The 13,193-nt window shown below is 68.0% G+C and carries 13 protein-coding genes; 3 read left to right on the plus strand and 10 right to left on the minus strand.

All coding sequences use genetic code 11. The annotated features are described in order from the left end of the window. Positions 1 to 208 precede the first annotated feature (208 nt). A complete protein-coding gene (locus AB0H86_RS36310) occupies positions 209 to 1,816 on the minus strand; it encodes an MDR family MFS transporter (protein WP_362448959.1) in 1,608 nt (535 codons plus the stop codon). A gap of 137 nt (positions 1,817 to 1,953) precedes the next feature. Between AB0H86_RS36310 and AB0H86_RS36315 the strand changes: the two genes are divergently transcribed. Beyond that, positions 1,954 to 2,541, plus strand: coding sequence for a TetR/AcrR family transcriptional regulator (locus AB0H86_RS36315; RefSeq protein ID WP_362448961.1), 588 nt, complete (start codon positions 1,954 to 1,956; stop codon positions 2,539 to 2,541). Between the two features lie 55 nt (positions 2,542 to 2,596). On the opposite strand, the gene AB0H86_RS36320 is transcribed toward AB0H86_RS36315, so the two are convergent. Continuing rightward, complete coding sequence (locus AB0H86_RS36320; RefSeq protein WP_362448964.1) at positions 2,597 to 3,292, minus strand: M23 family metallopeptidase; 696 nt, start codon at positions 3,290 to 3,292, stop codon at positions 2,597 to 2,599. Between the two features lie 575 nt (positions 3,293 to 3,867). Here AB0H86_RS36320 and AB0H86_RS36325 point away from each other — a divergent pair. Then, positions 3,868 to 4,503 (plus strand): HAD family acid phosphatase, encoded by a 636-nt coding sequence (locus AB0H86_RS36325; protein ID WP_362448966.1) that lies wholly within the window; start codon positions 3,868 to 3,870, stop codon positions 4,501 to 4,503. Positions 4,504 to 4,576: 73 nt separating this feature from the next. On the opposite strand, the gene AB0H86_RS36330 is transcribed toward AB0H86_RS36325, so the two are convergent. Then, positions 4,577 to 7,102, minus strand: a complete 2,526-nt coding sequence (locus AB0H86_RS36330) for an ATP-dependent Clp protease ATP-binding subunit (protein ID WP_362448968.1) — start codon at positions 7,100 to 7,102, stop codon at positions 4,577 to 4,579. A 431-nt stretch (positions 7,103 to 7,533) separates the two neighbouring features. Here AB0H86_RS36330 and AB0H86_RS36335 point away from each other — a divergent pair, with 431 nt between their 5' ends. Next, positions 7,534 to 8,355, plus strand: a complete 822-nt coding sequence (locus AB0H86_RS36335) for an SCO3374 family protein (RefSeq protein WP_362448970.1) — start codon at positions 7,534 to 7,536, stop codon at positions 8,353 to 8,355. A 47-nt stretch (positions 8,356 to 8,402) separates the two neighbouring features. Here the strand turns inward: AB0H86_RS36335 and AB0H86_RS36340 are convergent, their stop codons facing one another. The 7 genes from AB0H86_RS36340 to nadC all read right to left on the minus strand — a co-directional run bounded on the left by AB0H86_RS36340 (position 8,403) and on the right by nadC (position 13,189). Further along, positions 8,403 to 8,738, minus strand: coding sequence for an Lsr2 family protein (locus AB0H86_RS36340; RefSeq protein WP_362448972.1), 336 nt, complete (start codon positions 8,736 to 8,738; stop codon positions 8,403 to 8,405). A 261-nt stretch (positions 8,739 to 8,999) separates the two neighbouring features. Next, on the minus strand, positions 9,000 to 9,560 hold the full coding sequence (locus AB0H86_RS36345) for an amino-acid N-acetyltransferase (RefSeq protein ID WP_362448974.1): 561 nt from the start codon (positions 9,558 to 9,560) through the stop codon (positions 9,000 to 9,002). A 9-nt stretch (positions 9,561 to 9,569) separates the two neighbouring features. Then, the gene (locus tag AB0H86_RS36350; protein ID WP_362448976.1) at positions 9,570 to 10,013 is read right to left on the minus strand and encodes a BlaI/MecI/CopY family transcriptional regulator; all 444 of its coding nucleotides are present in this window, start codon (positions 10,011 to 10,013) and stop codon (positions 9,570 to 9,572) included. Between the two features lie 167 nt (positions 10,014 to 10,180). Then, positions 10,181 to 10,360 carry a hypothetical protein gene (locus AB0H86_RS36355; protein ID WP_362448978.1) on the minus strand — a complete coding sequence of 60 codons (180 nt, stop codon included), beginning with the start codon at positions 10,358 to 10,360 and terminating at the stop codon, positions 10,181 to 10,183. A gap of 95 nt (positions 10,361 to 10,455) precedes the next feature. Next, a complete protein-coding gene (locus tag AB0H86_RS36360) occupies positions 10,456 to 11,238 on the minus strand; it encodes a hypothetical protein (RefSeq protein WP_362449165.1) in 783 nt (260 codons plus the stop codon). 162 nt (positions 11,239 to 11,400) lie between these two features. Beyond that, positions 11,401 to 12,198, minus strand: a complete 798-nt coding sequence (locus tag AB0H86_RS36365) for a type III pantothenate kinase (RefSeq protein WP_362448980.1) — start codon at positions 12,196 to 12,198, stop codon at positions 11,401 to 11,403. Between the two features lie 4 nt (positions 12,199 to 12,202). Then, the gene (gene nadC / locus AB0H86_RS36370) at positions 12,203 to 13,189 is read right to left on the minus strand and encodes a carboxylating nicotinate-nucleotide diphosphorylase (RefSeq protein WP_362448982.1); all 987 of its coding nucleotides are present in this window, start codon (positions 13,187 to 13,189) and stop codon (positions 12,203 to 12,205) included. Between the last annotated feature and the right edge of the window lie 4 nt (positions 13,190 to 13,193).

Below are 13,193 nucleotides of genomic sequence, written 5' to 3' on the forward strand. Positions count from 1 at the left end.
GTCGCGTGGTCACGTCACCGCGACAGTCGTCCGTGGGAAGGCGCCCTCGCTCGCCGACGGCCCCCGCCGGACAGGACCGGTCTCGTGCGGGCTCCGGACACTTTCGCGCGGGCTCCGGACATTCTCGTGCGAGCTCCGGACATGACGAAGGCCCCCGGGGCGGACACCGTCCGGGGGCCTTCTGCTCATCGAGAGATCAGTCGCGAGTTCAGACGGCCTCGACGACCGGCGAGTTCGCCGCCACACCGTCCGTCGAACCGTCGCCCTTCGAATCCTCGTCCGCCTTCTGCGGTCCCGCTCCCTTCAGCGGAACCTCCTTGACGAACACGGCCGCCAGCAGCGAGGCCACGGCGACGCTCGCTCCCAGCAGGAACGCCGAGTGCGTGCCGGACGACACCGCGTGCTTGTACGCCTCGCTCACCGCTTCCGGCAGCTTCGCCAGGCTCGCCGCGTCCAGCTGCGCGGACTGCTCGGTCACCTTGGAGCCCAGCGCCCCGGCCCGCTCGGACATGACGTCGTTGACCCGGTTGTTGAACAGCGCGCCCATGATCGCGACACCGAAGGAGGAGCCGAGCGTACGGAACAGGGTGGTCGACGAGGACGCGACACCCATGTCCCTCATCTCCACGCTGTTCTGCGCGACCAGCATGGTGATCTGCATCAGGCAGCCCATGCCGAGACCGACGACAGCCATGAACACCCCGGAGGTGAACCGGGTAGTACCGGTGTCCATCGTCGAGAGCAGATACAGCCCGACGACCATCATGACGCTGCCGACGACCGGGAAGATCTTGTACTTGCCGGTGTTGGTGGTCACTCGTCCCGCGACCATCGAGGTGACCAGCATGGCGCCGAGCATCGGCAGGAGCAGCAGCCCGGAGTTGGTCGCGGACGCGCCCTGCACCGACTGCTGGTACAGCGGCAGGAAGAGGGTCGCACCGAACATCACGAAGCCGGTGATGAAGCCGATGAGCGACATCAGGGTGAAGTTGCGGCTGCGGAAGATGTGCAGCGGCACGACCGGCTCGGCGGCCTTGGTCTGCCAGAACACGAACCCGATGAGCGAGGCGACGCCGATGCCGATCAATTCCATGATCCGCGCGGACGTCCAGGCGTACTCCGAGCCTCCCCAGGTGGTGACGAGCACGATGGAGGTGATGCCGACGGTCAGCAGACCGGCGCCGAGATAGTCGATCCGCGCCTGCGCCCGCTTCTTCGGCAGATGCAGTACGGCACTGATCGCGGCCAGCGCCACCACGCCGAGCGGCAGGTTGATGTAGAACGCCCAGCGCCAGCCCCAGTGGTCGGTGATGGTGCCGCCGACCAGCGGCCCGCCGATCATCGCGAGCGCCATGACGCCCGCCATCATGCCCTGGTACTTGCCGCGCTCGCGGGGCGGAATCAGGTCGCCGATGATCGCCATGACGCCGACCATCAGACCACCGGCGCCGAGGCCCTGAATCGCGCGGAAGCCGATCAGCTGCCCCATGTCCTGGGCCATGCCGCTCAGTGCCGACCCGATCAGGAACAGCACGATCGAGCTCATGAAGACGCCCTTGCGCCCGTACATGTCGCCGATCTTGCCCCACAGCGGGGTGGAGGCGGCGGTCGCGAGCGTGTACCCGGTCACCACCCACGAAAGGTGTTCGAGTCCGCCGAGCTCACCCACGATCGTCGGCATCGCCGTGCCCACGATCATGTTGTCGAGCATCGCGAGCATCATCGTGATCATGAGCGCGAGCAGCACGACCCGCACGCTCTTGGGCTGTTTCTCCGCCACCGCGTCGACGGGGCCGGCCGTCTCTGTGTCCGCCATCGTTTCCCACTCCCCTGGTACTGCGGCCGGGACTCCTACTTACTTGCCGCCCGGCTAGTTGACTACACTAAGGGGAAGGTAGACGCGCAACTAGCCGGTCGTCAAGTAAGTTTCGTGGAAAGTCGAGGAACGCGAGGATGGGCGGCATCATGGACGGCCCCAAGCAGCAGCGCCGCGGCAACACCCGCCAGCGCATCCAGGACGTGGCACTCGGACTCTTCGCCGAGCAGGGGTACGAGAAGACCTCCCTGCGCGAGATCGCGGAGCGCCTCGACGTCACCAAGGCGGCCCTGTACTACCACTTCAAGACCAAGGAAGAGATCCTCGTCAGCATCTTCGAGGACCGCACGCAACCCATCCTCGACCTGATCGAGTGGGGCAGGCAGCAGCCGCACACCCTGGAGACGAAGAAGGAGATAGTGCGGCGCTACAGCGAGATCCTGGCCGGCGCGACGCCACTGTTCCGCTTCATGCAGGAGAACCAGGCGACGGTACGTGAGCTGCGGGTCGGCGAGACCTTCAAGGACCGCATGCAGGGCCTGCGCGAGATCATCGTCGACCCGGACGCGGACCTGGCCGACCAGGTCCGCTGCGTCAGCGCTCTCTTCACCATGCACGCGGGGATGTTCCTGCTCCAGGACCTGGACGCCACCCCCGAGGAAAAGCGCAAGGCGGTCCTGGACGTGGCTACGGACCTGGTGACCCAGGCACACAAGGGCGCCTGAGGGCCTGGAACGGCCCGGGACCGGAGCGATCCGGGGCCACCCCGAGGCGGCGGCCTCAGACGTGGACGCCCTTGGCGCGCAGGAACTTGACCGGGTCGATGGCCGAGCCGTAGTTGGCGGTGGTGCGGATCTCGAAGTGCAGGTGCGGGCCGCTGGAGTTGCCGGTGCTGCCGGACAGGGCGATGCGCTGACCGGTCTTGACTATCTGGCCGATGTTCACGTCGATCCGCGACAGGTGGGCGTACTGGGAGTACGTCCCGTTGCCGTGCCTGATGACGATGGCGTTGCCGTACGCGGGACCGTCACCGGCGCCGTTGCCGCCCGCCTTGACGACGGTGCCGCCGTGCGCGGCCATGACGCGCGTACCGCTCGGCACAGCGAAGTCCTGCCCGCTGTGCTTGTGCTGCCACATACCGCCGGCCTGGGCGAACTTCGCGGACAGCGTGTACTTCCGCACCGGGTCGATCCAGGAGACCTTCTTCTTGGCGGCCGCCTTCTTCGCCGCGGCCTTCTTCGCCGCGGCCTGCGCCTTCGCCTTCGCCTGCTCGGCGGCGGTGGTCTTGGCGGTTTTCGCCTGCGCGACGGACTGCGCCTGGACGGCGCCGGCGGTGGAGGCCGCCGACGTGACATCGGCGGCGGCCGCGACTCCGGCCCCCAGCGCGACCGACGCTCCCAGGCCGACGACGAGAACGGCCGCGCGGGCACGGAGAAGGGACGCACGGGAAGAACGGGACAAGACACGCTGGGACATCAGAACCTCACGGGTACGGGGACAGAAAGACCACCCGGCGCACAAGCGCCTGCCGGATGGGCCATCCCTTGGTAACCGCCGGTCCCAGATCACCCCAAATCAGCTATCTACGAACGAAACTAGTATTTCATTCAAAAGCTTGATGCTTATTGACAGAACGCCCATCAGGGATAAACCAGCCCAGGACGGCAAGGCCGACCCGTGGGTTACATATCAAATGTCCTTTTTGCGCATTTCTGCTTTTCCACTATTCCCCCTAGTAACGGACAAATCGCCTGTGCGGCATATCACGGGACCGCGAGATCATCGGGCTTCAGAATGTGACGGCGGCTACTCCGCCGCCCAAACAGGGCCCAGGGGGAGGGCGGATGGATCGACTCCCTGTATCGCTTCGGCCAACTAGGGCTCCCGCTCAGGGTTCTGACCATCAGTCAGCTTCAGGAATCCCGCAAAATGTGACGCCCGTCTCTAGCTACTTACCCCTCAGTAACCCTACGGTTCCCCTCGCGCCACCCTCACCCACGAACATGCATCCGAATACTGCAGAACGTCCGGACGTGAGAGGAACCCCCCACATGACAAGACGACGCCCTTGGGCGCGCCGCACAGCCGTCACCGCCGCCTCCGCCGCCGCCCTCATGGCGCTGGCAGTCCCCGCCGAGGCCGCGACGACGACCACGAACACCTCCACGACCGCCTCGGCCGCCGCGGCCGCGGATGTCGACTACGCCACCTGGCAGCAGGACTGCCAGGTCGTCATGGACCAGGCGCTGCCCTATCTGAAGCAGCGCATAGCGGCCACCAAGCCGGGCGAGAAGCAGGCGATCGTCTTCGACGTCGACAACACCACGCTGGAGACCGACTTCGGCTTCAGCTATCCGCAGCCCGCCAACAAGCCGGTCCTGGACGTCGCCGAATACGCCCAGGAGCACGGCGTCTCGCTGTACTTCGTCACCGCCCGCCCGGGAATCATCTCCGGCGTGACCGACTACAACCTCAAGACCGTCGGCTACCAGGTGTCCGGGCTCTACGTCCGCGGCTTGGGCGACCTCTTCAAGGACGTCGCCACCTACAAGACCGCCCAGCGCGTCGACATCGAGTCCAAGGGCTACACGATCATCGCGAACATCGGCAACAGCGCCACCGACCTGTCGGGCGGCCACGCCGAGAAGACGTACAAACTTCCTGACTACGACGGTCAGTTGTCGTAACCACCCGCGGGCATGCGAAAGGGGCCGGTGCTCGAAAGCACCGGCCCCTTTCCCCGGCCTACGGCCGTGAGGCTTACGCCTCCTTGCTCAGGTTCGGTCCGGCTCCGCCGGCCGCCTGCTCGATCGGCGGGACGTCCGGCAGCGCCGACTTCTCCTCACCGCGGAAGGTGAAGGTCTGGGCCTCGCCCTCGCCCTCGGTGCCCACGACCACGATGTGACCGGGACGCAGCTCGCCGAAGAGGATCTTCTCCGACAGCGTGTCCTCGATCTCGCGCTGGATGGTGCGGCGCAGCGGCCGCGCACCCAGCACCGGGTCGTAACCCTTCTTGGACAGCAGCTCCTTGGCGGCCTGGGAGAGCTCGATGCCCATGTCCCGGTCCTTGAGGCGCTCGTCCACCTTGCCGACCATCAGGTCGACGATCTTGAGGATGTCGTCCTGGGTCAGCTGCGGGAAGACGACCACGTCGTCGACGCGGTTGAGGAACTCGGGACGGAAGTGCTGCTTGAGCTCGTCCGACACCTTGTTCTTCATGCGCTCGTAGTTGGACTTCTTGTCACCCGAGGCCGCGAAGCCCAGGTTGAAGCCCTTGGAGATGTCCCGGGTGCCGAGGTTGGTCGTCATGATGATGACCGTGTTCTTGAAGTCCACGACCCGGCCCTGGGAGTCGGTCAGGCGACCGTCCTCCAGGATCTGCAGCAGCGAGTTGAAGATGTCCGGGTGGGCCTTCTCGACCTCGTCGAACAGGACGACGGAGAACGGCTTGCGGCGGACCTTCTCGGTCAGCTGGCCACCCTCTTCGTAGCCCACGTAGCCGGGGGGCGAACCGAAGAGACGCGACACCGTGTGCTTCTCGCTGAACTCCGACATGTCGAGGGAGATCAGCGCGTCCTCGTCACCGAAGAGGAACTCGGCGAGCGCCTTGGACAGCTCGGTCTTACCGACACCGGACGGGCCGGCGAAGATGAACGAACCACCGGGACGCTTCGGGTCCTTCAGACCGGCACGCGTACGACGGATCGCCTTCGACAGCGCCTTGACGGCGTCGATCTGGCCGATGACCCGCTTGTGGAGCTCGTCCTCCATGCGCAGCAGACGCGAGGACTCCTCCTCGGTCAGCTTGAAGACCGGGATGCCGGTGGCGGTCGCGAGGACCTCGGCGATCAGCTCGCCGTCGACCTCGGCGACGACGTCCATGTCGCCGGCCTTCCACTCCTTCTCCCGCTTGGCCTTGCCGGCCAGGAGCTGCTTCTCCTTGTCGCGGAGGGAGGCGGCCTTCTCGAAGTCCTGCGAGTCGATCGCGGACTCCTTGTCGCGGCGGACGCCGGCGATCTTCTCGTCGAACTCACGCAGGTCCGGCGGCGCGGTCATCCGGCGGATGCGCATCCGGGAGCCGGCCTCGTCGATCAGGTCGATCGCCTTGTCCGGCAGGAAGCGGTCCGAGATGTACCGGTCGGCCAGGGTCGCGGCCTGCACCAGCGCCTCGTCCGTGATGGAGACACGGTGGTGGGCCTCGTAGCGGTCCCGCAGGCCCTTGAGGATCTCGATCGTGTGCGGCAGGGACGGCTCCGCGACCTGGATGGGCTGGAAGCGGCGCTCCAGGGCCGCGTCCTTCTCCAGGTGCTTGCGGTACTCGTCCAGCGTGGTCGCACCGATGGTCTGCAGCTCACCGCGGGCCAGCATCGGCTTCAGGATCGAAGCGGCGTCGATGGCGCCCTCGGCGGCACCCGCACCGACCAGCGTGTGCAGCTCGTCGATGAACAGGATGATGTCGCCGCGGGTGCGGATCTCCTTGAGCACCTTCTTCAGGCGCTCCTCGAAGTCACCGCGGTAGCGGGAGCCGGCGACCAGCGCGCCGAGGTCCAGGGTGTAGAGGTGCTTGTCCTTGAGGGTCTCGGGCACCTCGCCCTTGACGATGGCCTGGGCGAGGCCCTCGACGACGGCGGTCTTGCCGACGCCGGGCTCACCGATCAGGACCGGGTTGTTCTTGGTACGGCGGGACAGCACCTGCATGACCCGCTCGATCTCCTTCTCGCGCCCGATGACCGGGTCGAGCTTGGACTCACGAGCGGCCTGGGTGAGGTTCCGGCCGAACTGGTCGAGGACCAGGGACGTCGAGGGGGTGCCCTCGGCAGGGCCGCCGGCGGTGGCGGTCTCCTTGCCCTGGTAACCGGAGAGCAGCTGGATGACCTGCTGCCGGACCCGGTTGAGATCGGCGCCCAGCTTGACCAGGACCTGGGCGGCGACGCCCTCGCCCTCACGGATCAGGCCGAGCAGGATGTGCTCCGTGCCGATGTAGTTGTGGCCCAGCTGAAGAGCCTCCCGGAGCGACAGCTCCAGGACCTTCTTGGCACGGGGGGTGAAGGGGATGTGCCCGGACGGGGCCTGCTGGCCCTGGCCGATGATCTCCTCCACCTGCTGGCGGACCGCCTCGAGCGAAATCCCGAGGCTCTCAAGGGCCTTGGCGGCGACACCCTCACCCTCGTGGATCAGGCCCAGGAGGATGTGCTCGGTGCCGATGTAGTTGTGGTTGAGCATCCGGGCTTCTTCCTGAGCCAGGACGACAACCCGCCGCGCGCGGTCGGTGAACCTCTCGAACATCGTTAATCGCTCCTCAGAGCGGTCAGGCAGTGGGGGGAACTTCCCCTCCCTGTCCTTCCGCAGCTTAGTCCCGCAAGCGGGGACCGCTCATTCCAACTGCCGACACCGTCGATGGCCTCCTGACCCCGAACGCCGACATCTGCTCCAACCCGATGGTGCGAGACGATGTTCCCGCAGGCCAGGCAGTTACCCTCACCATCAGTACGCCGATGGCGAACGTGAGACGGCCTCTCCTGCGTGTCGCCCCCTCCCACTAGGGATGTCTTACCCGCTGGGACTGACACACTCCATGCCGCGCACACCGGTTCGCTCCGCTATGGGCGAACAACCTCACGCCTCCCCGCACGCCCGAACGCCCCCGCTTCAGCACTCTTCGCATACGAAAGGGCACGCATCGTAACTCGCGTGCCTCTTCGACTGTTGCACTTGGCATGGTTGGCACCCTCCCCCCAGTAACCACCGGATCCCCCACGGTTCCGCTCCCCCGTCGACCACTCGATCCGAGCGACCGGATCCGCCGGTGGTACGAGAACGAACTGGGCTGGCCGACAGTGCCCGCGCCGCCCGGACAGCTCGGACAGCACGGAACTCCAGGCATCCCCGGGGCCCCGGTACAGCTCTCGGTGGGCCTGCGCTTCGACGTTCTGGATGTGCCGGCCGAGGCGGGACGAGCGGCGCTGCGTCACCTGGCCGCAGCGTCCCCCGTGGCCCTGCAGGGCCACCGGATGCGAATCCTGGTGGCCGCGGGCAGCGCGGAGGAGCTGCCGGGGGTGCTGCACTGGCTGGAGTGGGGCACGCTGCCGCTCGACCTCACGATGATCGGCGAGGGAGGGGTACTGGACGCGCCCTCGCCGCCGGAGACGGGGCAGGCGGGGCTGCTTTGCGAGCCGGGGCAGGCGGGGCTGCTCTACGCACGGCCCGGGAAGACAGTTCTCGATGAGCCCGAGCAGGCGGCGGTGACCCGGCCGCTCCACGAAGCCGCTCCACGGCTTCCCTCGCCCCCGGGACCTGCCGGGGTGCGCTCGCTCTCCCAGGGCCGCTTCGGGGCCGTGCAGGGAGCCGCCGTGTGGGTGCGGCCCCCCGAGCCCGGGTGCGAGGTCGAGGCCTCGCTGCCGACGCTGTCGGCCATGGGGGGCGGTGGGGGCGCCCCCGATCTCGTACGCGTTCTGAGCACCGTGGCAACGCAGTGTCACCGCCTGCGGCTGCGACACCCGTGCGCCCGGCCGTCGGCCGTCCCCCAAGCCCGGCACTGAGCCAGGCACCACTTCGGGCCGGATCCGCACCGAGCCGGATACCTCGATCAGCCGTTGGCCTTCTCGTAAGCCTCACGAATGGTCTGCGGAACGCGGCCGCGGTCATTGACCTCGTAACCGTTGTCCTTCGCCCAAGCGCGGATCTGCGCGGTGTCCTGGCTGCCGCCGGAAGCGGCACGCGCCTTTCCGCGTCCACCCGAAGCACGGCCCCCAGTGCGGCGACCACCCTTCACGTAAGGCTCAAGAAGACCACGCAGGTTGTCCGCATTGGTGGTCGTGAGATCGATCTCGTAGGTCTTGCCGTCCAACGCGAACGTGACGGTCTCGTCCGCCTCGCCTCCGTCGATGTCATCGACAAGAAGGACCTGAACCTTCTGTGCCACCGGATTTCCTTTCATCCATAACTTGAGGACCGGGGGTCTGCGGCGTCCGCCGTTTCGCCGTCCCCTGTTATATGCAGTACTGCAGTACGTCGGAAAGCAAACCGCTTTTGCTGGAAAAACACAAACCCCGGGAGGGATCGACCGACCTCCCACAGTCCGGAAACATGTGCGTTTCGGACATAGGGAACCTGGGCAGGGCCCGGGCCGGGCGGAATTGGTCTTCCCCATCTGACCTTGTCGACCCATGGCACGCCTTGGCGATCACAGATGCAGAAGCATCCGACTGTTGCCCAAGGTGTTCGGTTTCACTCGTTCGAGACCGAGGAACTCCGCCACGCCTTCGTCATAGGAACGCAGGAGCTCCGCGTAGACATCGGTGTCGACGGGCGTCTCGCCGATCTCGACGAAGCCGTGCTTGCCGAAGAAGTCCACTTCGAAGGTCAGACAGAAAACGCGGCGAACACCGAGCCAGCGTGCCGTGTGCAGCAACTTCTCCAGCAACTGATGGCCGACACCGGCCCCCTTCAAGCCGCCCTTCACCGCGAGAGTGCGGACTTCCGCGAGGTCTTCCCACATCACATGCAGGGCGCCGCAGCCGACGACCTCGGCGTTGTCGTCCCGTTCGGCGACCCAGAACTCCTGGATGTCCTCGTAAAGGGTCACCGTCGCTTTGTCGAGCAGGATGCGGTCACGGACGTAGGCGTCAAGGAGGCTACGCACGGCCGTGACATCGCCGGTGCGGGCCCGCCGGACGGTGATGGCTTTTGCGGTGACTTCGGGACTCTCCGCGGACGGACTCTCCGCTGAGCTCTCTGCTGACATGAGCGGACGCTATCGCTCGTCGCCCTCCGGTGCCGAGCCGGGGTTCGTCCCGGCGGTATCGGGGGGTGGGCCGGGAGGGGCTTCTGATGATTCCGGACCCTGGACCATGCGTACGGCATCTCGCAGGGCATGCCGCTGTTCCTCGCTCATCATGCCGAAGAACGCGACGAGAGCCGCGGCCGGGTTGTCACTCTGGGACCAGGCGTCGTTCATCAGCGCCGCGGCGTACGCGGCCCGGGTGGAGACCGCCTCATATCGATAGGCCCGGGCTTCCGCCTCGCGGCGCACCCAGCCCTTCTGATGGAGATTGTCCAGGACGGTCATCACCGTGGTGTACGCGATGGACCGTTCCTGCTGGAGATCTTCCAGGACTTCTCGAACGGTCACCGGGCGGTTCCACTTCCACACCCGCGTCATGACCGCGTCTTCGAGTTCTCCCAATGGGCGAGGCACAGTTCAGCACAATAGTGGGAGATCCCGGTATTGGCCTGACGGACGTGCACTACACCGGCAAACAAGCGCAAAAAGGGCGGACGACTCGGGAAAGTTCGGAGTCGTACGCCCATGACGCACTGCCGTAAGCGGGCGGGACGACCGTCACCGCCCCGTGCGGCTACCGCTCAGGCGTCGCTGCTCGCGGAGCTCTGACGGACGTTCTCCGCGCGCGCGAGGGCGGCGTCGACGGCCGCGTCCTCCTTGGCCTTGTTGGCCCCGCCCTGGGTCTTCACGATCACCCTGATCAGACCGATGAAGAACACGGCCATGACGACCGGCGGCACGAGCGCGGAGACGTAGTCCATGCGTCCAGAGTAGCCACGGGCCGGGGGACGCCCGGGGCGGGGTGGGGCGAAGTGGGGCGGAGCGTCCCCCGGGAACCAGGGCGGCGACGGACGCCTCAGCCCGCGGCCAGTTGCTGCGGAGGGCCGGCGGGCGGCGGGGTGGTCGGTTTGCGACGGGGGAAGACCTCGCCCGGGGTGGGGATGGGGCGGGACGGCTTCGGGGCGGCGGGGGACGCCGGCCTGGGGGCGGCGGGCCGCTCCGGCCGCTCGGGCCGCTCGGCGGGCTTCTGCGGGGGCTTTCGGCCGGGCCCCCTGTCCGGATCCTTGGCCGGTTCCTTCGCCGGCTCCTTGGCGGAATCCGTGGAAAGAACCCCGGCGGAGGCTTTCGCGTGGCTCTTGGCCCGCTCTTCGGCGCCGCGCCGTCCGGCCGGGTGCTCGGTGGCAGCGGAACCGCCTCCGGGGAGGGCCAGGAGGCGCGTACGGGAGGCGGGGACGGTCGGGGTGGCCGGGACGGCCCGGCGAGCGGCACCGCGGGCCAGACGGGCCCGTACGTCCTGTTCGGCCAGCGCCTGGCAGCGGTCGAGGAGGACGGCCGCGACGGGGTTGCCGCGCAGGGCCCGGAGCGCGGCCAGGTCGTCGGGGTCCGGGCGGTATCCGGCGCCCAGTGCCTCCTCCAGGAGCGTGAGATAGCCGGCGGCGGTGCCGGGGAGGGCGGCGCGGTACCGGGCGAGGTCGGCCACCAGGAAGGCACGCAGCCGTGCGCCCTCACGCGTCGCCTCGTCGAGGGACTCGGCTAGGCGGAGACAGTCCTGGACGTCCTCGGCCGGGGCGGGCGTGGGGTGGATGGCGAGGGCGAGAGCGCGGCGGAGCACACGCAGCTCCTCCACACCGAACGCCATGCCGCCGCGGGATCCGTATGGCGTGGGCATGCGGCGACGATACGCGCTAATCAGACAAATTTGACATAAGGGCACCGGGTGTGGCGCCCGTGGCCACCCACCCGGACGTGCGCCCTCAAGCCCTCAGATCGCGTCCAGAGGTGCGCCGGCCCGCACCGCGGGTCACATCCGCGAGACGTTCCGCTCGTACACCAGCCGCAGGCCGATCAGCGTCAGCCACGGCTCGTGCTCGTCGATCACCGAGGACTCCCCGAGCACCATGGGCGCGAGCCCGCCCGTCGCGATGACCGTCACGTCCTCCGGTTCGTCCGCCAGCTCCCGCGCCATCCGGCTCACCACACCGTCGACCTGGCCCGCGAACCCGTAGATGATCCCGGCCTGCATCGCCTCGACCGTGTTCTTGCCGATCACGCTCCGCGGTCGCGCCACCTCGATCTTCCGCAGCTGCGCCCCCTTCACGCCGAGGGCCTCCACGGAGATCTCGATACCGGGCGCGATGACACCGCCGACGTACTCCCCGCGCGCGGACACCGCGTCGAAGGTCGTCGCCGTACCGAAGTCCACGACGATGGCGGGCCCGCCGTACAGCTCGACGGCGGCCGCCGCGTTGATGATCCGGTCCGCGCCGACCTCCTTGGGGTTGTCGGTCAGGATCGGCACGCCCGTCTTCACGCCGGGTTCGACGAGGACCGCGGGTACGTCGCCGTAGTAGCGCCGTGTCACCTCGCGCAGCTCGTGCAGCACGGACGGCACGGTCGCGCAGATCGCGATGCCGTCGATGCCGTCCCCCAACTCGTCGCCGAGGAGCGGATGCATGCCCATCAGGCCCCGCAGGAGCACCGCCAGCTCGTCGGCGGTGCGACGGGCGTCCGTCGAGATCCGCCAGTGCTCGACGATGTCCTCGCCGTCGAACAGACCCAGAACCGTGTGCGTGTTGCCCACGTCGATCGTGAGGAGCATCGCGCTACTCCGCCTCGCGCAGGTCCAGGCCGATGTCCAGGATCGGCGAGGAGTGGGTGAGGGCCCCTACGGCGAGGTAGTCGACGCCGGTGTCCGCGTAGACCTTGGCGTTCCCCAGGGTGAGCCGGCCGGAGGCCTCCAGGGCCGCGCGGCCGTGTACCAGGGCCACCGCCTCCCCGCACTCGCCCGGCGTGAAGTTGTCGAGCAGGATCAGGTCGGCTCCGGCGTCCACGACCTCGCGCAGCTGGTGCAGGGTGTCGACCTCGACCTCGATCGGCACCTCGGGGAAGGCCTCACGTACGGACTTGAAGGCCTGGGCGACGCCGCCCGCGGCGACCACGTGGTTGTCCTTGACGAGGGCCGCGTCGGACAGCGACATGCGGTGGTTGACGCCGCCGCCGCAGCGCACCGCGTACTTCTCCAGGGAGCGCAGGCCGGGCGTCGTCTTGCGGGTGTCCCGCACACGGGTTTTGGTGCCGTCCAGGACGTCCGCCCACGCGCGCGTGGCGGTCGCGATGCCCGACAGGCGGCACAGGAGGTTGAGCGCGCTGCGTTCGGCGGTCAGGAGGTCACGCGTACGCGTGGTGACCGACAGGAGCTTCTGCCCGGCCTCGACGCGGTCGCCGTCCTCCACGTGCCGCTCGACCTCGAACTCGTCCGTACAGACCACCGAGACGACGGCCTCGGCGACCCGCAGGCCGGCCACCACGCCGGCCTCGCGCGCGGTGAAGTCGGCGGTGGCGACGGCGTCCTCGGGGATGGTCGCGACGGTCGTCACGTCCACGCCCTGGTCGAGGTCCTCCTGGATGGCGACGTTGGCGATGTCCTCGACCTCCACGGGGTCGAGTCCCGCGTCGGCCAGGAGTTGGGCGAGCGCGGGGTCGAGCCCGCACTCCAGGTACTCCTCGCCGCCGACGCCGGCGTCGGCGCCACAGGCACAGCCGTCGCCGCAGCCGCCGCTCTGGACGAGGGGAAGGTCGGGGGTGCTCACTTCT

The sequence above is a fragment of the Streptomyces sp. NPDC050997 genome, assembly GCF_040660135.1.
Classification (GTDB): Bacteria; Actinomycetota; Actinomycetes; order Streptomycetales; family Streptomycetaceae; genus Streptomyces.